General features: G+C 47.1%; 23 protein-coding genes. 19 read left to right on the top strand and 4 right to left on the bottom strand.

Annotation, left to right across the window (positions count from 1 at the left end; all coding sequences use genetic code 11):
- From mnmG to glmS, 15 genes are all read left to right on the top strand, one after another.
- A partial coding sequence (gene mnmG, locus ACN0UN_RS11035) for a tRNA uridine-5-carboxymethylaminomethyl(34) synthesis enzyme MnmG (protein ID WP_417660032.1) occupies positions 1-1,114 on the top strand: 1,114 nt, incomplete at its 5' end.
- Between the two features lie 3 nt (positions 1,115-1,117).
- Positions 1,118-1,738: a 16S rRNA (guanine(527)-N(7))-methyltransferase RsmG gene (gene rsmG, locus ACN0UN_RS11040; protein ID WP_417660033.1), complete on the top strand. Its 621-nt coding sequence runs from the start codon at positions 1,118-1,120 to the stop codon at positions 1,736-1,738.
- Between the two features lie 4 nt (positions 1,739-1,742).
- Positions 1,743-2,540, top strand: a complete 798-nt coding sequence (locus ACN0UN_RS11045; protein ID WP_128352541.1) for a ParA family protein — start codon at positions 1,743-1,745, stop codon at positions 2,538-2,540.
- A gap of 14 nt (positions 2,541-2,554) precedes the next feature.
- Positions 2,555-3,457, top strand: a complete 903-nt coding sequence (locus tag ACN0UN_RS11050; protein WP_339878898.1) for a ParB/RepB/Spo0J family partition protein — start codon at positions 2,555-2,557, stop codon at positions 3,455-3,457.
- Positions 3,458-3,530: 73 nt separating this feature from the next.
- Positions 3,531-3,926 carry an ATP synthase subunit I gene (locus ACN0UN_RS11055; RefSeq protein WP_417660034.1) on the top strand — a complete coding sequence of 132 codons (396 nt, stop codon included), beginning with the start codon at positions 3,531-3,533 and terminating at the stop codon, positions 3,924-3,926.
- Between the two features lie 16 nt (positions 3,927-3,942).
- Entirely contained in the window at positions 3,943-4,800 is an 858-nt protein-coding gene (atpB, locus tag ACN0UN_RS11060; protein ID WP_128352544.1) for a F0F1 ATP synthase subunit A, read from the top strand.
- A gap of 63 nt (positions 4,801-4,863) precedes the next feature.
- Positions 4,864-5,097 (top strand): F0F1 ATP synthase subunit C, encoded by a 234-nt coding sequence (atpE, locus tag ACN0UN_RS11065; protein WP_055439916.1) that lies wholly within the window; start codon positions 4,864-4,866, stop codon positions 5,095-5,097.
- A gap of 47 nt (positions 5,098-5,144) precedes the next feature.
- Positions 5,145-5,615, top strand: coding sequence for a F0F1 ATP synthase subunit B (gene atpF / locus ACN0UN_RS11070; RefSeq protein WP_339878888.1), 471 nt, complete (start codon positions 5,145-5,147; stop codon positions 5,613-5,615).
- Between the two features lie 18 nt (positions 5,616-5,633).
- A complete protein-coding gene (gene atpH / locus ACN0UN_RS11075; RefSeq protein ID WP_417660035.1) occupies positions 5,634-6,167 on the top strand; it encodes a F0F1 ATP synthase subunit delta in 534 nt (177 codons plus the stop codon).
- A gap of 14 nt (positions 6,168-6,181) precedes the next feature.
- Entirely contained in the window at positions 6,182-7,723 is a 1,542-nt protein-coding gene (atpA, locus tag ACN0UN_RS11080) for a F0F1 ATP synthase subunit alpha (protein WP_417660036.1), read from the top strand.
- A gap of 57 nt (positions 7,724-7,780) precedes the next feature.
- A complete protein-coding gene (atpG, locus tag ACN0UN_RS11085) occupies positions 7,781-8,647 on the top strand; it encodes a F0F1 ATP synthase subunit gamma (protein WP_128352548.1) in 867 nt (288 codons plus the stop codon).
- 39 nt (positions 8,648-8,686) lie between these two features.
- The gene (atpD, locus tag ACN0UN_RS11090) at positions 8,687-10,072 is read left to right on the top strand and encodes a F0F1 ATP synthase subunit beta (protein WP_417660037.1); all 1,386 of its coding nucleotides are present in this window, start codon (positions 8,687-8,689) and stop codon (positions 10,070-10,072) included.
- Positions 10,073-10,089: 17 nt separating this feature from the next.
- Entirely contained in the window at positions 10,090-10,506 is a 417-nt protein-coding gene (locus ACN0UN_RS11095; protein WP_128352550.1) for a F0F1 ATP synthase subunit epsilon, read from the top strand.
- A gap of 130 nt (positions 10,507-10,636) precedes the next feature.
- Positions 10,637-12,004, top strand: a complete 1,368-nt coding sequence (gene glmU, locus ACN0UN_RS11100) for a bifunctional UDP-N-acetylglucosamine diphosphorylase/glucosamine-1-phosphate N-acetyltransferase GlmU (protein WP_417660038.1) — start codon at positions 10,637-10,639, stop codon at positions 12,002-12,004.
- A gap of 1 nt (position 12,005) precedes the next feature.
- The gene (gene glmS, locus ACN0UN_RS11105) at positions 12,006-13,838 is read left to right on the top strand and encodes a glutamine--fructose-6-phosphate transaminase (isomerizing) (RefSeq protein ID WP_417660039.1); all 1,833 of its coding nucleotides are present in this window, start codon (positions 12,006-12,008) and stop codon (positions 13,836-13,838) included.
- 57 nt (positions 13,839-13,895) lie between these two features.
- Here the strand turns inward: glmS and ACN0UN_RS11110 are convergent, their stop codons facing one another.
- Positions 13,896-14,762 (bottom strand): hypothetical protein, encoded by an 867-nt coding sequence (locus tag ACN0UN_RS11110; RefSeq protein ID WP_417660040.1) that lies wholly within the window; start codon positions 14,760-14,762, stop codon positions 13,896-13,898.
- A gap of 71 nt (positions 14,763-14,833) precedes the next feature.
- Between ACN0UN_RS11110 and ACN0UN_RS11115 the strand changes: the two genes are divergently transcribed.
- Positions 14,834-15,184, top strand: a complete 351-nt coding sequence (locus ACN0UN_RS11115) for a copper resistance CopC family protein (RefSeq protein WP_417660041.1) — start codon at positions 14,834-14,836, stop codon at positions 15,182-15,184.
- Positions 15,184-16,038, top strand: coding sequence for a CopD family protein (locus ACN0UN_RS11120; RefSeq protein WP_417660042.1), 855 nt, complete (start codon positions 15,184-15,186; stop codon positions 16,036-16,038). Before ACN0UN_RS11115 ends, ACN0UN_RS11120 begins: the two co-directional genes overlap by 1 nt.
- Before the next feature lie 33 nt (positions 16,039-16,071).
- On the opposite strand, the gene ACN0UN_RS11125 is transcribed toward ACN0UN_RS11120, so the two are convergent.
- The 3 genes from ACN0UN_RS11125 to ACN0UN_RS11135 all read right to left on the bottom strand — a co-directional run bounded on the left by ACN0UN_RS11125 (position 16,072) and on the right by ACN0UN_RS11135 (position 18,923).
- On the bottom strand, positions 16,072-17,136 hold the full coding sequence (locus ACN0UN_RS11125) for a DUF2235 domain-containing protein (RefSeq protein WP_417660043.1): 1,065 nt from the start codon (positions 17,134-17,136) through the stop codon (positions 16,072-16,074).
- A gap of 85 nt (positions 17,137-17,221) precedes the next feature.
- Positions 17,222-18,580, bottom strand: a complete 1,359-nt coding sequence (locus ACN0UN_RS11130) for a permease prefix domain 1-containing protein (RefSeq protein WP_417660044.1) — start codon at positions 18,578-18,580, stop codon at positions 17,222-17,224.
- Positions 18,561-18,923 (bottom strand): PadR family transcriptional regulator, encoded by a 363-nt coding sequence (locus tag ACN0UN_RS11135; RefSeq protein ID WP_417660045.1) that lies wholly within the window; start codon positions 18,921-18,923, stop codon positions 18,561-18,563. Before ACN0UN_RS11135 ends, ACN0UN_RS11130 begins: the two co-directional genes overlap by 20 nt.
- A 120-nt stretch (positions 18,924-19,043) precedes the next feature.
- Between ACN0UN_RS11135 and ACN0UN_RS11140 the strand changes: the two genes are divergently transcribed.
- Together ACN0UN_RS11140 and ACN0UN_RS11145 are read left to right on the top strand one after the other, a co-directional pair.
- Entirely contained in the window at positions 19,044-19,298 is a 255-nt protein-coding gene (locus ACN0UN_RS11140) for a hypothetical protein (RefSeq protein WP_417660046.1), read from the top strand.
- A 53-nt stretch (positions 19,299-19,351) separates the two neighbouring features.
- The coding region (locus ACN0UN_RS11145; RefSeq protein WP_417660047.1) for a GlsB/YeaQ/YmgE family stress response membrane protein at positions 19,352-19,543 on the top strand (192 nt) is incomplete at its 3' end.

The raw sequence follows: 19,543 nt of genomic DNA on the forward strand, positions 1-19,543 counted from the left end.
AGATCGTTCACCCATGTACTCTGGGGTGATTGAAGGTATTGGCCCGCGTTACTGCCCGTCAATTGAAGACAAAGTAATGCGCTTCAGTGACAAAAATTCGCATCAGATTTTTGTTGAACCGGAAGGGCTTAACACCAACGAAATTTATCCAAATGGTATTTCAACAAGCTTACCGTTTGACGTACAAGTAGAATTGGTACGTTCCATAAAAGGCTTTGAAAACGCACACATTACACGGCCAGGTTATGCCATCGAGTATGACTATTTTGACCCGCGTGATTTAAAACAAACCTTGGAAACAAAATACATTCACGGGTTATTCTTTGCGGGCCAAATTAACGGTACCACTGGTTACGAAGAGGCTGGTGCGCAAGGTTTAGTTGCAGGTTTGAATGCTGCACGTCAGGTTCAAGACAAAGAGGGTTGGGCGCCACGTCGAGATCAATCCTACATGGGTGTTTTGATTGACGACTTAAGCACCTTGGGCACCAAAGAACCGTACCGAATGTTCACCTCCCGAGCCGAGTACCGTCTTTTACTGCGTGAAGATAATGCCGACATGCGTTTAACCGAAAAAGGGCGTGAACTTGGTTTGGTTGATGATGCACGTTGGGCTGCATTTAATATAAAAATGGAAGCTATAGCGCAAGAGCAACAGCGTCTTCGCAGTACTTGGATTCATAAAGACCACCCTGCAGTTGCGCAAGTTAACGAGCTTGTTAAAACGCCAATTACTCGTGAAGTGAATGGTGAAGAATTATTGCGCCGCCCAGAAATTACTTATGCCGACCTGATGACCATCGAAAGTATAGGGCCTGGCTTAACAGATAAAATTGCGGCCGAGCAAGTTGAAATTCAAACAAAATATGCGGGCTATATTTCACGTCAACAAGACGAAATAGCTAAACAACAACGTCATGAAAATACCAAATTGCCGCTAGACTTTAACTATGCGAGCATAAAAGGCTTGTCAAACGAGGTGGTGGCGAAGTTAAATCAACATCAACCGGAAACAGTAGGTAAAGCGTCGCGTATTTCTGGTATTACGCCAGCTGCGATTTCGATGTTGTTGGTTCATTTAAAAAAACAAGGACTACTGCGTAAAAGCGCTTAACCCATGCTGGCACAATTAAAAAAATTACTCGCACAAACCACGCTTTCGTTAAGTGACGATCAGCAACAAAAACTCGTGGTGTTAGTTGAACAACTGCATAAATGGAACAAAGCATACAATTTAACATCGGTGCGTGATCCACAGTTAATGTTAAGTCGCCACATCATGGATAGCCTTGTGGTGTTACCTCATCTGCAGGGGCAACGTTTTATTGATGTGGGCACCGGGCCTGGTTTACCTGGCTTGCCGCTAGCAATTGCTGCGCCAGATAAAGAATTTGTATTATTGGATAGTTTGGGTAAACGTATCCGTTTTATTCGTCAAATTTGCCATGAGTTGAAGCTTAAGAATGTAACAGCTGTGCAAAGTCGTGTAGAAGACTATCAACCTGACTTAAAATTTGATGGTGTGATAAGTAGAGCCTTTGCTTCGCTTAATGATATGCTGACTTGGTGTCAGCATTTACCAAATAGTCAGGGTAAGTTTTATGCGCTCAAAGGCGTTTATCCTGAAGCCGAACTGGCTGATTTGTCGGCGCAGTTTCGTGCTGAAGAAATAATTCGATTACAGGTTCCCGAAGCCGATGGCGAGCGTCATTTGGTGATTATAACAACGAGAGGTTAGTCCTGTGGGCAGAATCATTGCGGTTGCAAACCAAAAAGGCGGCGTGGGTAAAACCACCACGGCGGTGAATTTAGCTGCATCCATGGCTGCCACGCGTCGAAAGGTATTATTAATCGATTTAGACCCGCAAGGTAACGCGACCATGGGCAGCGGCGTTGATAAATACGACGTTGAAAATACTGCTTATGAGTTATTGGTTGAGCAAAAACCGATTGAAGAAGTCATTATTCGCGAAACCAGCGGTAAATATCATCTTGTTGCTGCAAACGGTGATACCACCGCCGCAGATATAAAACTGATGGAAGAATTCGCACGGGAGCAACGTCTGGCAACAGCATTGAAGCCAGTTGTTGACCAGTACGACTTTATTTTCATTGACTGCCCGCCTTCGCTGAGCATGTTAACGGTTAACGCGATGGCCGCGGCAGACTCCGTATTGGTACCCATGCAATGTGAATACTTTGCATTGGAAGGGCTTACCGCACTTATGGACACCATTGAACGGCTTGCAGAAGCAGTAAACCCGCGCTTAGCAATCGAAGGCATACTGCGAACCATGTATGATCCGCGCAATCGCTTGGCCAATGATGTTTCCGAACAATTAAAAAATCATTTTGGCGAAAAAGTATATCGTACGGTAATACCACGTAACGTGCGCTTAGCTGAAGCGCCTAGCTTTGGTTCGCCAGCCATGTATTATGATAAGTCATCTTCTGGCGCAAAAGCTTATTTAGCTCTTGCTGGTGAATTAATCCGCCGTGCTGAACAACTAAAAAAAGCCGAAGCAGCGGCTGAAGCTTAAGGAAAAAACGCTTTATGTCTGCCAAAAAACGAGGACTTGGACGCGGTTTAGACGCGTTACTGACTACGAGCAAAACAGCTCGCGATAAAGAACAGCATGACGACACACCAGCCGTTGATTACACCAAGGGTGAGCTGCAAAAGCTCCCTATTGAGTGGTTGCAGCCGGGTAAATATCAGCCTCGTAAAGACATGACAGCTGAAGCATTAGAAGATTTAGCCGCATCAATAAAAGCTCAGGGTATTATTCAACCTATTGTTGTGCGCGAAGTTTCCCACGAAAAATACGAAATTATTGCCGGTGAACGCCGTTGGCGCGCATCGCAAATGGCCCGTTTAAGCGAAGTGCCGTGTTTAATTAAGCAAGTACCGGACGAAGCAGCGGTTGCCATAGCGTTAATCGAGAACATACAACGCGAAGATTTAAACGCAATGGAAGAAGCGACAGCCTTGCAGCGTTTACTCACAGAGTTTCAATTAACCCATCAAGAAGTAGCTGATGCAGTTGGTAAATCACGTGCAACAGTCACTAACTTATTGCGTTTGAATAATTTACAGCAAGAAACTAAAACCTTGTTGGAGCGCGGTGATATCGAACTTGGTCATGCCAAGTTATTGCTCGCCCTAGAAGGGGAACCGCAGGCCGAAATTGCGCGTCAAATCGCAGCCAAAGGCATGACCGTTCGTGAAGCCGAAAAACTTGTTCGTTTAGCCTTAGAACCTTCCAAAGAAAAGCCTGAAAAACCGCAGCCTGATGCAGATATTCAGCGGCTTGAAACCCGTTTGAGCGAACGTCTTGGCGCAGCCGTTGCAATCAATCACGGTCGCAAAGGAAAAGGTAAAGTTGTTATCAATTACAGCAGTTTAGACGAGCTGGATGGCATTCTTACCCACTTCCAGTTAGAACAGGACAGCTAACCATCCCAATTTGTTTGCAATTAAACGCCAAATCTTTATACTATCGCGGGCTTTTAACCGAGGTTTTTAGCCTGTGAATAAGACTCTAACAGCAAATGGAAAACAACTCGCGGCGAAGTTAATTCGCGCGCAAGGCGGCGCCATATTTTTATTGGCATGCGTGTTTTCCTTGGTACAACCCATTGCTGGATATACATATTTTTGGGGTGTTGTTGGCGGCGGAATGGCCGTGATGATTCCAACAGCACTTTTCGCGTGGCGCGCCTTTGCACAAGGTGGTGCCCGTGCGGCGAAACAAATCGTCAGTAACTTTTTTGCTGGTGAAGCTCTGAAAATAAGCTTCGCTGTGGCCTTGCTCATTGGCCTGTTGGTGTTCACAACGCTCCCGCATAGCGCGGTTGTTAGCGGTTACATCACAGCCTTATTTGTGCAATGGCTAGCACCAATTTTATTTTTAAAATCAACTTAAAATTGTGGGAAACAACATGGCTGCAGAAGAGTTAACGCTCCAAGGTCATATCCAGCACCACTTAACCAACGCCAAGATGTGCTCTACCGAAAATGGTATAGCCTTCAATAAAGCGTGTAGTGAAGCAGGGTTCTGGACATGGCACATTGACACACTGGCTTGGTCGATCGGACTTGGCATCCTGTTTTTAATGATCTTCCGCTCCGCGGCGAAAAAAGCAGACACCGGTGTACCGGGCAAATTCCAATGCTTTATCGAAATGATCATCGAGCTCGTTGCAAGCAACGTGCGCGACACCTTCCATGGCAAAAGCAAACTTATTGCTCCACTGGCGCTAACCATCTTCGTTTGGGTATTCCTGATGAACTTGATGGACTTAGTACCAGTTGATTTCTTACCTGCATTTGCAGGCTGGGCAGGCGCAACCTTCTTCGGCATGGATTCACACGATGTGTACATGAAGATAGTGCCAACCACAGACGTAAACATGACTGCTGCATTAGCACTGGGCGTGTTCTTACTGATGATTGGTTACTCAATTCGTATTAAAGGTGTGGTTGGATTCATCAAAGAATTAACCCTGCACCCATTTAGCGCGAACAACAAGCTGGTTCAGGTTCTCCTGATACCTTTTAACTTGTTACTCGAAACCATCGCCCTTGTTGCCAAGCCATTTTCACTGGCGCTGCGTTTGTTCGGTAACTTGTACGCCGGTGAAATGATTTTCATCCTAATTGGCGCAATCGGCTTGATGCAGTTACCACTGCACTTTGTGTGGGCGGTATTCCACATACTGGTTATTGTGCTGCAAGCGTTCGTATTCATGATGCTGACCATTGTTTACTTAAGCATGGCCAGCTCAGAAAGCCATTAATTTTTGTTTTAGTTTGTTTTTTAATTTTTACTTTTTAACTCTTAACATTTATTGGAGAAAACAATGGAACTAGCATTAGGTCTTAAATATATCGCTGTAGCTTTATTGATCGGTTTCGGCGCAATCGGTACTGGTCTTGGCTTCGGTAACATGGGTGGTAAATTCTTGGAAGCGTGTGCACGTCAGCCAGAATTAGCACCTTCACTGCAAGTTAAAATGTTCATCCTGGCAGGTCTGATCGATGCGGTAGCAATGATCGGTGTTGGTATCGCCATGTTCTTATTGTTCGCTGCTTAATAAGTCATTCAACTTTCGAACAATAGAACTTATAGGAGGGGGGGTTAATGAATTTAAACATGACCCTGATCGGAGAATTAATCGCGTTCATCGTCTTCGTACTATTTTGTATGAAGTTCGTATGGCCTCCGCTTAATAATGCGATTGAAGCTCGTCAGAAGAAAATTGCTGATGGTCTTGCAGCCGGCGAACGTGCCGAAAAAGATCTCGAGCTTGCTCAGGCAAAGATTGCTGACGAACTTAAAGATGCGAAAGCGCAAGCCGCTGAAATCATTGCCCAAGCGAAGAAACGCGCTGAGCAAACGGTTGAAGAAGGCAAACAACGTGGCGAAACCGAGCGCGAAGCAGTTATTGCTGCCGGTCACGCTGAAGTTGAAGCTGAACGTAATCGCCTACGCGAAGAATTGCGCAAGCAAGTAGCGGTATTAGCTGTTGCTGGTGCAAGCAAAATCATCGAGCGTGAAATTGATAAAGACGCTCACAGTGACATTGTTGAAAAACTTGTCGCTGAACTCTAACCAAAGGGGTTTGTGCAAATGTCAGAATTGACTACGGTTGCTCGCCCCTATGCAAAAGCAGCATTTGATTTTGCAGTAGAGAACGGCGCTATCGAAAAATGGCACGAAATGTTGGCATTCGCGACCGCGGTGGCGAATGATGCAACAATGGCTACGTTTTTGAGCAGCGCCGAAACGCTAGAAAAGAAAGTTGAAGTTTTCATCAACGTTTGTGGCGAACAATTGGACGAAAAAGTTCAGAATTTTGTTCGTCTGATGGCCGAAAATGGCCGTTTGAAAGCTTTATCTGCTGTGGTAGCGCTGTTCGCTGAACTGCGTGCCGACTACGACAAAGAAATTGCTGTTGATGTTACTTCAGCAGTGAAATTGACGAAGAAACAGCAAGACAATCTAGCGAAAACGTTAGAAAAACGTTTTTCACGCAAAGTTAAGCTGAATTGCACTGTCGATACAGCGATTGTTAGCGGCTTATATATAAAAGCTGGTGACACGGTAATCGACGGCACGGTGCGCGGTAAGTTAGATCGACTTGCACACGCACTGCAATCCTAATTGGGGACTTGAGCATGCAACTGAATTCAAATGAAATCGCAGAGCTGATCAAAAAACGAATTGAACAGTTCGAAGTGGTCAGTGAAGCTCGTAATGAAGGTACTATCGTTTCTGTAATCGACGGTATCATTCGTATCCATGGCCTTGCCGATTGTGTGCAAGGTGAGATGGTTGAACTTCCTGGCAATCGTTATGCAATCGCCTTGAACCTTGAGCGCGACACCGTTGGTGCCGTTGTAATGGGTCCATATGCTGATTTGCAAGAAGGCGTAAAAGTTAAGTCTACTGGCCGTATCTTAGAAGTTCCGGTTGGTCGTGCCTTGTTGGGCCGCGTGGTAAACACCTTGGGTGAACCAATTGACGGTAAAGGTCCGATTGATGCAGACGGCTTTGAGCCAGTTGAAAAAATCGCACCAGGTGTTATTGAGCGTCAATCAGTCGACCAACCTGTTCAAACAGGCTACAAGTCAATTGATGCCATGATTCCAGTTGGTCGTGGTCAGCGTGAGTTGATCATCGGTGACCGTCAAACCGGTAAAACCGCTTTGGCAGTTGACGCCATCATCAACCAGAAAAACTCTGGTATTAAGTGTGTGTATGTTGCGATTGGTCAGAAAGCTTCGACCATCTCATCTGTAGTACGCAAACTTGAAGAGCATGGCGCACTGGAAAACACCATTGTTGTTGCAGCATCAGCTTCTGAATCTGCAGCACTTCAATACTTGGCAGCCTATTCAGGTTGTACCATGGGTGAATACTTCCGTGACCGCGGTGAAGACGCTTTAATCGTATATGATGACTTGTCGAAGCAAGCAGTTGCTTATCGTCAAATTTCATTGTTGCTACGTCGTCCACCAGGTCGTGAAGCATACCCAGGTGACGTTTTCTACCTTCACTCCCGTTTGCTTGAGCGTGCAGCCCGTGTAAATGCTGACTACGTTGAAAAATTCACGAATGGTGAAGTAAAAGGTAAAACAGGTTCATTAACAGCGTTGCCAATTATCGAAACCCAAGCGGGTGACGTATCAGCGTTCGTACCAACCAACGTGATTTCAATCACCGACGGTCAGATCTTCTTAGAAACTGACTTGTTCAACGCCGGTATCCGCCCTGCAGTAAACGCAGGTGTGTCGGTATCGCGTGTAGGTGGTGCAGCACAAACCAAGATCATTAAGAAGCTTGGTGGTGGTATCCGTTTGGCATTGGCACAGTATCGTGAATTAGCAGCATTCGCACAGTTCGCTTCAGACTTAGATGAAGCAACGCGCGCGCAGCTAGAACACGGACAACGTGTTACCGAACTGATGAAACAGAACCAATATATGCCTATGAGCGTGGCCGATATGGCCGTATCTATCTTCTCTGCTGAAAAGGGTTACCTGAAAGATGTAGAGCAAGATAAAATCCTCGACTTCGAAGGTGCATTAATTGCATACATGCGTAGCGAGTACGCTGAACTGATGGCGGATATTGACAAAACTGGCAACTATAACGACGACATCGACGCTAAGCTGCATGAAGGCCTGAAAACCTTCAAGAAAACGCAGTCTTGGTAAGCGGAGCGTGGCTGCACAATGTGAGGCCACAAGTCGTTGAGTTAACAGGAGAATATCATGGCCGGCGGTAAAGAGATAAAAACCAAGATCGGGAGTATTAATAATACTCAGAAGATCACCAGTGCAATGGAGATGGTTGCTGCGTCCAAAATGAAAAAGGCGCAGGAACGTATGGCTTCAAGCCGTCCGTATGCGGACAGCATTCGCAAGGTGATCGGCCATGTTGCCCATGCCAACTTAGAATATCAGCATCCGTATCTTGAAGAGCGGGTACTGAAGCGAGTTGGCTACATTGTAATTTCAACCGACCGTGGTTTGTGCGGCGGCTTGAACACCAACGAATTTAAAGCGGTGGTTAAGCATGCTCAAGCAAATAAAGATAACGGTGTAGACGTTGATTTTGCAGCAATAGGCAGCAAGGCTACGGGTTTCTTTAAACGCTTTGGAGGCCGTTTACTGGCGCAAAAATCAGGCATTGGTGATAAACCAAGCGTGAATGATGTGCTCGGGACTGTACAGGTTATGTTGGATGCCTTTGATGAAGGTAAACTCGACCGCTTGTATGTGGTGTACAACAAGTTTGTGAACACTATGCGGCAGGAGCCAACGATAGCGCAATTGCTACCGTTGCCAAAAGCTGAGTCTCGTGATGAAGTTCAATCAGGCAGCTGGGACTATCTGTACGAACCGAATCCACAGCCAATTTTAGAATTGCTGATTCGTCGCTATGTTGAAGCGACAGTATATCAGGGCGTAGTGGACAACATCGCTAGTGAACAGGCAGCGCGGATGGTGGCAATGAAAGCCGCTACCGACAACGCCGAAGACCTCATCGATCAACTGCAATTGGTGTACAACAAAGCACGCCAAGCAGCGATTACGCAGGAAATTTCGGAAATTGTATCGGGCGCCGAAGCTGTTTAAGGCGAAGCTTGCAAGAATTTTAGAGTTAGAGGAAATGTCATGAGTCAAGGTAAGGTCGTGCAAATAATTGGCGCGGTTGTGGATATAGAATTTCCACAAACCAGCGTGCCAAAGGTATACGACGCGCTGCAGGTGACCGACGGTGACCTCAAGGGTCTGACCCTGGAAGTTCAGCAGCAGTTAGGCGGTGGTATTGTGCGTGGTATCGCACTTGGTACTACCGACGGTCTGCGTCGTGGAATTATGGTAGAAAACACCGGTGAGCCAATCATGGTACCCGTGGGTAAACAAACCCTGGGTCGTATCATGAACGTATTGGGTGAACCAATTGATGAAGCGGGCGATATCGGTGAAGACGAGCGTATGTCTATTCACCGTACTGCACCTTCGTACGAAGAACAGTCAAACGCAACTGAACTGTTAGAGACCGGCATCAAGGTAATCGACTTGATTTGTCCGTTTGCTAAGGGTGGTAAAGTTGGTCTGTTCGGTGGTGCGGGTGTAGGTAAAACCGTAAACATGATGGAGCTTATCCGTAACATCGCAATCGAGCACAGCGGCTACTCAGTATTCGCCGGTGTTGGTGAGCGTACGCGTGAAGGTAACGACTTCTATCATGAAATGAAAGATTCAAACGTACTCGACAAAGTTGCACTGGTTTATGGCCAGATGAACGAGCCTCCTGGTAACCGTTTGCGCGTAGCGTTAACCGGTTTGACCATGGCAGAGAAGTTCCGTGACGAAGGTCGTGACGTATTGTTTTTCGTAGATAACATCTACCGTTACACCCTAGCCGGTACCGAAGTATCAGCATTGTTGGGTCGTATGCCATCTGCAGTAGGTTATCAGCCTACACTTGCAGAAGAGATGGGTGTACTGCAAGAACGTATTACGTCAACCAAAACTGGCTCAATCACGTCAATCCAAGCGGTATACGTACCTGCGGATGACTTGACTGACCCGTCACCAGCAACCACGTTCGCTCACTTAGACGCGACCGTTGTATTGTCACGTGACATCGCGTCATTGGGTATCTACCCTGCGGTTGACCCATTGGATTCAACATCACGTCAGTTGGACCCACAGGTTATCGGCAAAGAGCATTATGATACTGCGCGTGGCGTACAGTCAGTATTGCAACGTTACAAAGAGCTGAAAGACATCATCGCAATCTTGGGTATGGACGAATTGTCTGAAGAAGACAAAATGACCGTATCACGTGCGCGTAAAATTCAGCGTTTCCTGTCACAGCCATTCTTCGTCGCCGAAGTATTCACTGGCTCACCAGGTAAATACGTATCGTTGAAAGATACTATCGCTGGCTTTAAAGGCATCTTAAGCGGTGACTACGACGACCTACCAGAACAAGCGTTCTACATGGTTGGTAGCATCGAAGAAGCAGCTGAAAAAGCTAAAAAAATGTAATAAACCGGGAGGTTTAAATGGCAGCTAAAACTGTACAGCTTGACGTGGTCAGCGCCGAAGAACGCTTGTTCTCTGGTGCGGTTGAGACCCTGCAAGTGACCGGTAGCGAAGGTGAGCTGGGTATTTTCCCAGGTCACGCCCCGTTATTAACGACGCTGAAGCCTGGTATGGTTCGCATCGTGAAAGATGGCGGCGCTGAAGAAATCATCTACGTTGCTGGTGGTGTGCTAGAAGTGCAGCCGCATAACGTCTCGGTCCTTGCTGATACAGCGGTTCGTGGTGATGAGCTGGATGAACAAAAAGCTCTGGAAGCTAAGAAACATGCTGAAGATGCAATTGCAGATCAAAGTTCTGACTTAAGCTACGCAGAAGCGGCAGCAGAACTGGCTCGAGCGATGGCTCAGCTGCAGATTATTCGCAAAATACGCAAATAATCAGCACGCCAGCATTAAGAAATCGAAAAGACCCGTAAATCTCGGTTTGCGGGTCTTTTTTTCGCCTGTTAATTTGTTGTAAACAGCTTTAAAATACTCCATTCACTTTTAACCAGAAACGGAAGGATTCATGTCTCTGAGTGTAGTAGTTCTTGCTGCAGGTAAAGGTACGCGTATGCGATCGGCGTTGCCGAAAGTGCTGCATCCTGTTGCTCACAAGCCAATGGTTCAGCACGTAATCGACACTGCGCGCGCGCTGTCGCCTGATCAGGTGCACGTTATCTATGGCCATGGTGCAGAGGCGCTACTTGAGCGCTTGGCTGACCAAGCACTTAACTTTGTTGAGCAAGCGCAGCAGTTGGGTACCGGACATGCCGTACAGCAAGTGATACCGCATTTAGCAGACCATGAAACCGTATTGATTTTGTATGGTGATGTGCCTTTAACTCGCGTTGAAACCCTGCAGAGCCTGCTCAAGGCCGCGGAACAAACTGATTTAGCGTTGCTGACAGTAACCTTGCCTGATCCAACAGGCTACGGACGCATTGTGCGCGACCCAAGCGGCGCAGTAACGGGCATTGTTGAGCAAAAAGACGCGAACACAAAGCAATTGGAAATTACCGAAGTAAATACCGGCATGATGGCCGTGAATGGCGCTGCCTTAAAGCGATGGCTAGCCAAGTTGTCGAACAATAACGCGCAAGGCGAATATTATTTAACAGATATTGTCGCCATGGCAGCTCAAGAAGGTGTACAAATAGCCACAGCGCAACCGCAAGCGATTAGCGAAGTTGAAGGCGCGAATAACCGCGTTCAGCTTGCTGGCTTAGAGCGAGCTTACCAAGCGCGCCAAGCCGAAAAATTGATGCTTGATGGTGCAACCTTAATGGACCCCGCACGCGTGGACGTGCGTGGTGACGTGATTATCGCCAACGACGTAGTGGTTGATGTAAATGTAATATTTGAAGGCCGCGTGGAACTTGGTGAAGGCGTTGTTATCGAAAGTAACTGCGTATTGCGCAACTGCAAAATTGGCGCCGGCTCGCGGGTCAAAGCGAACTCGGTTATCGAAGAGGCTACATTGGCTGAGAATTGTGCCGTTGGCCCGTTTGCAAGGTTACGCCCGGGTGCCGACTTAGCCGAAGGTGCACAAGTGGGTAACTTCGTTGAAATCAAGAAAACGCGCATGGGTAAAGGCTCAAAGGCCAGCCATTTAACCTATTTAGGCGACGCCCAAATTGGCGCTGGGGTTAACGTGGGGGCAGGTACAATTACCTGTAATTACGACGGCGTGAATAAATTTGTGACAGAAATTGATGATGGTGCATTTATTGGTTCAAACAGCTCCTTGGTTGCGCCAATTCGCATTGGCAAGAACGCAACTGTCGGCGCAGGTTCAACGGTCACGAAGAACGTTGAAGACGAAGAACTCGCAGTTGCACGCGGCAAACAACGGAATATTAGTACCTGGCAACGGCCAGTGAAAAAGGATAAATAATATGTGTGGAATAGTTGGCGCAACGTCAGAGCGCCGTATTAGCGAAATTCTCATCGAAGGCCTGAAACGCCTTGAATATCGCGGTTATGACTCCGCGGGCTTAGCTGTGCTTACCGATGCAGGCGTGATTGAAAGTGTGCGCCGCACAGGCAAAGTGCAAGCCTTAAAAGACGCTGTTGGTGAGCACCCACTATCAGGCACAACAGGCATAGCGCATACCCGCTGGGCTACCCACGGCGGCGTGACAGAAGCCAATGCGCACCCACATATTTCAGAAGACTGCATTGCGGTTGTTCACAATGGCATTATCGAAAACCACGATAAATTGCGCGAACACCTAAAAGGGCTTGGTTACAACTTCAGTTCAGACACCGACACCGAAGTGATTTGCCATTTGGTGCACCATGAACGCAAAACCCATGACGACTTATTTGAAGCCGTGCAAGCAGCTGTGCGCCAATTAGAGGGCGCCTACGGCACGGTGGTGATGGACTGCCGCGAACCGGGGCGCTTGGTTGTTGCACGCTCAGGTAGCCCACTGGTTATTGGCTTGGGTATTGGCGAGAACTTTGTTGCCTCCGACCAATTGGCTCTGCTACCGGTTACCCACAAGTTTATGTACCTTGAAGAAGGGGACATGGCGGACATTAACCGTACCGAAATAAAAATATATGACGCCAAGGGCCAACGCGTAGAGCGAGATGTGCACGAGTCAGATGGTAATTACGATGCGGGTGGCAAAGGCGAGTACCGCCACTTCATGTTAAAAGAAATTCATGAACAACCAAGCGCCGTGCGTAATGCACTTGAAGGCCGGATTGTTGATGGCCATGTGGCGGATGACGTGTTTGGTAATGGTTCGCTTGATTTGCTGCAAGACATTGAACATGTGCAAATTGTTGCCTGCGGTACGTCGTATCACGCCGGTATGGTTGCACGCTATTGGCTTGAGTCGATGGCTGGTGTTTCGTGTAACGTTGAGATTGCTTCTGAATTTCGTTATCGCCAATCGCACGTACACCCGAATAGTTTGTTGGTTACCATTTCGCAGTCAGGTGAAACCGCTGACACCCTCGCCGCCTTGCGGTTATCAAAAGAGCTTGGTTACAAAGGCAGCTTAACCATTTGTAACGTCAGTACATCATCGATGGTACGTGAGTCTGATTTGGCTTATATGACCCGTGCAGGCACTGAAATTGGCGTGGCATCCACAAAAGCATTTACCACCCAGCTGGTTGGATTGCTCATGTTAACGTTAGCCATTGGTCAATTTCGTGGCATGTCAGCAGCGCAACAAGAGTCAGTGATTAAGTCACTGAAAACTTTGCCAGCCAAACTGGAAGAAGCTTTGCTGTTAAGTGATGCCATTGAAGCCTTAGCACCAGAATTCGCGGATAAATTCCATAGCTTATTTTTAGGTCGCGGCACCCAGTATCCGATAGCAATGGAAGGCGCGCTGAAGCTGAAGGAAATTTCGTACATTCACGCCGAAGCCTATGCCGCGGGCGAACTGAAACATGGGCCGTTGGCACTGATTGATGCCGATATGCCGGTTATCGTTGTTGCCCCGAACGATGAACTGCTCGAAAAGCTCAAATCCAACGTTGAAGAAGTACGCGCCCGTGGCGGCATTATGTACGTGTTTGCCGATAAAGACGCGCACTTCAAAGGCGACGACAGCATGCGTGTCATTAACGTCACCCATTGTGACGAATTGATTGCGCCAATTGTGTACACCATTCCGTTGCAGCTTCTCTCCTACTTCGTCGCCATAATCAAAGGCACCGACGTAGATCAGCCGCGAAACTTGGCGAAATCGGTTACTGTTGAATAAAGATAAAAGGGCTCTTCGGAGCCCTTTTTAGGTACTCAGCCAATGCGCACCTTCACCCTAACGTTTAATCGCTTCAATTTCCCGGCCGGTTTCAAGTGAGTACTTTTTGGTGACTCCGTTGTTGGTAATAACCGCGACATTATCTTTCACCGTAACGGCCGAACCGCCTTTATTCTTTACCCGAAAAATTTCCTTGCCGCTATGACCAATGATGGCTACATCACCCACGTCACTTTTGACGATCAGGTATTGTTTGTCTTGCGAGGCTGATAGTGAGTTTACTGAAATGTAAGGGTTGGGCTCGTAAGTCCAAGCAATATTTTCGCCTTCAAAAGCTACAAGGTTTCTGTCGACGTTGATGGCTAGCAGGTTATCTCCAAAGCTTATTGCTTGATAAAGAGGCGCTTCAGAAAATGCGTAGTTTGTTGCATGCGAGAAATTGTGCCCTGAGTATTTTGTAAGAGATTTTCGCGATGACATATCGGGTGAGGGCGAGCTGAAGACAAGTTCGGTTCCGTCTTTTGATACGGAGACAATGCTCCATTTGACCAAGTTGCTCGAGAAACTCCGAGAGCTTATTTTCGTTAAGTTCTGATCATAGCTGGAGACAATCGCTTCCCCGTGGTCATCGCTGATAATAAAGAAACCGCCGGTGCTATTAAAGGTGCCGAAATCAATGACATTTTTGAATGACTTAATGATTCCGCGCGCATCTAAAACTGCAAAATTGCCATCGCCATCAAATCCATTTTTCTTTAAACTGCCAATCAAAGAGCGATTAAGATTATTGAACGTTTCTACGTGGGTGGGTTGCCAAGGTAGGTCGGCGTGGCTTAATACGTGCTGCTGAGCGAGCGCAACTGTACTAAAAAATGCCAATGAAATAACGCTTAGTTTTAAATAGTCCATAATTTGGTAAGTCATGAGATCTCCCTGCGTTTCTTAGGGTAAAGATACTCCATAGTCGGGTGAGTTTAAACTAGAGAGGAAAGAGTATGAAAAGTTTACTTAAGGTTGCACTGAGTGCGGCGATTTTATTTAGTGCGTCGGTAAATGCGCACGTAGGGCTTGCATCGAGTAGTCCAATGGACGGTGAAACCTTACCCAAAGCGCCAACAGAAATCTCCATAAGCTTTTCCGGAGAGGCCCGCTTGGCGAAGGTAATGCTGCATTCAGACGATGGCAAAATGCATCCTCTAGATTTCTCGATGAGCATGAAGCCTAAGGCGAACTATGAAATTGCTGTTGAAGGCGAGCTGGCTCCAGGCGAATATACCGTGTACTGGGTAGCAATGGGCGGCGACAGTCATAAAATATCGGGTGACTTTAGCTTTAAGGTGAAATGATGACGTTGTGGACTGGGGCCAGCATAGTCATGCTGGCAACTATATTTTGGTTGAACGCCGTAATTATAGCCACCCCCTACATTGCTTATTTATTAGGAGCAGGCTTTGAGAACGTATCATCGCGAAAAAAACGTGTAGTTACGGGATTGCTGCTGCTTGTTATAAGTACACTGTACTTTTTTATAAAAGTAGGCAGTTTTGCAGATGAAGGCGTTGCAGGTATTGTAGACCCTATGTACATCAGGTTCATATGGGAAGGGCCAGTCGGTCAGTTTGTTCAATTTCAAACGCTAGTTGCAGCCTTGTGGATTATATCCACCGTCGTTGCGTTGCCATTTATAAAGTGGGGTACTTATTCACTTACCATCGCGCTGATGAGTTGGAGTTTTTTGAGTATAGGCCATGGCAGTGACGCAGCGTGGTGGGGAAAGGCTGTGCTTCTCTTACACTTACTGGTTGCGTGGTTGTGGTTTGGTAGCCTTAACATGCTGCGTAAGCTGACGACATTTGGTTCGGTTGCCGACATTAAAAAAGTAATGGAACGTTTTGGTTTGCATATGTCATTTGCTGTTCCAATACTTCTTACTGCTGGCTTTGTTATGTATCGAAGTGCAACAGGACAATGGCTGCCACAGCTACCATTGACTGCGTACGACGTTGCACTGCTGACGAAAATAGCTGTTGTGGCGCTTATTCTTTCTGTCGCGGCGCTGCATAAACTAAAGTTTGTGCCCCAGCTCAATAATGAGCAAGCAACTAAACGACTAAAAAAATCAATAACAGTAGAGATGGTATTGGCTGCAACCATTTTTATTGCTGCATCAGCGCTGAGTAGTGCTTTCTCGCCAAGCTAGAAGAGGGAATTGCCACGACAAAAGACAGCCGTTCTATTTAGGTGTCTGATTTTTAGGAGGCGACAATCCGGCGTCTACTAAGGTTCGTGGGCGATAATGTAACGTGTCGTCTTGCCATCTTTGCCACACGCTTTCATCAACGGCCACATTCACCGCAGGTTTGCCGGACGGTCCATGGGCATACTTGCGAATAAAACGTCCATCGCCTGCCGATTTTAAACGCCGAAACCAAGCATACAGTCCGTTAAGGAAATCTTTATATGAGTCATTGGGTGGCGCCTTCCAAGCGTTTGGGTCAACTGTGAACGGCTCAAATTTGAGGCCTACGTTTTTCGCTTTGCTAAGTAGCCACGCTAAAGGGATCTGAGGCAGCAAATCTTTGCAACCATAACCGCCGCCCACATTGGCATGTGCACCAATAAACCAGCGTTGCTCAACATCTTTATTTGCCGCCTTTTGCTGTCCGTCTTTGCTTGTCCATAGTGGGCTTTCATAGGCTGCACGGTGCTCATCCAATGCAATAGCGTGATAAGCATAATCAACCAGACTAGATAGTTCGGTGTCGTGCCAAGAAAAAGTGCCTTTTTCTGAAAAGTTTGTTCCTGGAATGCCGAGTGCACCAACCGTATCCCAAACGCCAATGAAATGAATTCGGGGAAATCGGCTATAGTTTTCACGGAAATTTTTGCACTGAAGTGAGTCTGGAGCGAGATCTTTGTCGCGATAAATGGCTTCCGCTTTATCAAGTAAGCAAGGCGTGACTATATGTAACAGCCCGCACTTTCTAATTAATCCAATGAGGCTTCGCGCAGTGTAGGCGCCGCGACTGAAACCGAAAACCCAGATTTCGTCACCATCGGTATAGCGGCGAGCTAGCCACTCGTACCCTTGTTGTAGGTTTTTACTTAATCCCGAACCAAAGAGACCGCCTCGGAGACGGTCGAATTTTGACGTGCCAACACCTGGGTCATAGTAAAATCGTTGACGGATACTGCCGTCATAGTCATCCAGTAGTCGCGCCACTTCATAAACGTTGGTTTGGTCAGCCGGATCGTTCCAAGTTCCGTCGAAAAGAAGAATCAACCGCTGTTTGGGCATGGTCTTTCTCCTGTGGTATTAACGAACTGCGGTGTCTAAATATTAGACAATGTTTGGCTGTTTCGAAATGTTTATTATTCAAAGCTTAAAAGCCAAACAGCAACGGGAATAGTGCCACCACAATCACGGCCCACAGGACATACACAGGAATAAACGCTGTCTGCCAACGCTCTAATGCAGCAAAGCTACTGCGGTTGCGCACAAAATTAGCGTAATGCCAGGCATAACCACTTAAGCTGACTAATAAAATCAGGTTCTCACCCAGCGCGGCAACGCGGTTGGGCGTTACACCCAGTTCGAAAATGCGGCCGGAAATAGCCCCCAACGCTAACAGATCAACACATAAAGCGGCACCGACCAGAACCAGTTGCAGGTGATCAAATAAGCTCGGCGCTTTGCCAGGGTCACGCGAAGACACGGCATACAGCACTAAACCCAGTACCAACACGAGCATCAAGTCGAGCCCAATGAGCACATCGCGCTGCACATCGAAGCCACGCCCTGTAACAAGCATGGCCACTAAAAACGCAATCAGTAACAGGGTAAATAGCGGCGTAAAAATGCGCGCCAATACGGGTGCCATATTCTCAATTGCGCCCTGCTTGGCTTCAACCAGCCAGCCTACAACCACAACGGCCGCCATCGCGCCGCAAGGTATAATCCACTGCTGTGCAAACCACGCTAGGTCGAGGCCAATAAATGAAAACATACCGACGGTAAAAGCGGTTAAAATGCCACCGCCGAGCGCAATGAGCACAAAATAAATGGCGTACTCACCGGAAAACCGAATAAAGTCCATACGGCGCGCGTCGGTGCGCCACCAATTGCCGGTGTACATAACGCCAACTAAAAACCACAGCGCCATGGGTAAATGCATAACCGCTAAGGTGCTGGTTGCCGACTCTGGCTGCCATGGCAGTGCATTCATAACAATAAACGCCCCAACAGAAACACCGACTACCGTTAACCATCCTGCGTTACCCAGCTCGCGCTTTATGACCCAGTAGGCAGCTAAAAAAGGCAAACAAAACAGGCTGATTGTGCGCGCAAAAAACCATTCGTTGGTTTCAGGGGTTACCCCAAAAAGTGCGGGTAGTTGAAAAGCTAGAGCGGCAGCAAGCGCCAACCAAAAGGCCGGAATAAAGTCGCCCACCCAGCTTCTACTATCCGTGGCGAAGACTAAGTTTTGCCATAGCCGACCTGAGTGCACTTCGGCATATTGACTGGAAACAGCCTGCAGGTTGCCAATGCGTTTGGTGGCTACCATAAAGGCTTCGTCGCTGTGTAAGCCAGACTGCATCAGCGCATCAATTTGGTCACGTAAATGGCTTTCCAGCTCATCGGCATCATCCGCATGAATTGCAGCGTGGCGTAATACATAAGCGCGCCACTGCTCGATGCTTTGTTCAATATCGAAAGTTGTGTCAAACCGGTTGATAGCCATTATCGCTGCTCCGTTTCATGTCGCGCCAGATTTGATTTAAAGCGTCATTAATGACTTGCCATTGTTGCTGTTGTTCACGCAAAGCCTTTAAGCCTTCCTCAGTAATCGCGTAATATTTGCGTTTGCGACCGGAGTCACCAATGCGCCACCGCGACGTTAAATAATGTTGGTGCTCTAATCGGTGCAGCAATGGGTACATCATGCCGTCAGTCCAGTTCAGTGCGCCTTTAGAGAGCGCTTCAACCCGCTTCACAATTTCATACCCGTAGGTTTCGCCTTCAGCTATCACGCCCAACACAAGGGGTGTTGAAGAAGCCGCCATTAAGTCTTTAGAGAGCTGCACGCACAAATTCCTATACCTAGAACCGTTAGGTATACAGTTTATACCTAGTACTATTAGGTATGCAAGCGAATTTATTTCGGTATGCTTGTCACCAAGTTGTTTAAAAGAAAAGGACATAACGTGATTAAGAATATTGCTGAGTGGATGTTGCGCATCATGCTGGGGTTAATTGTTGCGCTGATCATCTTGTCACCGGGCCTTGGGATAGGCTATTTAGGCGCATGGTTAATTGACTGGCTCATTGTAGATATCAATTTCGACAGTTGGATAACGCATACAGTAATTGTTTTTGTTGCGCTGGTCGTTTTTGTCATGTTGCTGAACACCAAAGAAGGTGGTGAGATGTTGTGGACGTCAGTTACTGGTAAACGATAAGTTACCTGCTATATTTAATAACAACTTGTTTCACAAGAAAAAAGGACAGCAACATGAACTTTCTATGGTTTCTATTGGTGGGTCTTATTGCAGGCTGGTTAGCAGGCTCACTGGTTAAAGGTGGCGGTTTTGGCTTATTGGGCAATATTGTTATCGGTGTAATTGGCGCCTTAATTGGTGGTTTCTTGTTTAACGTACTTGGCGTTTCAAGTGGCGGCGGTCTTATTTGGAGTATTGTTGTGGCA

It is taken from the genome of Pseudidiomarina sp. (assembly GCF_048267825.1).
GTDB lineage: Bacteria > Pseudomonadota > Gammaproteobacteria > Enterobacterales > Alteromonadaceae > Pseudidiomarina.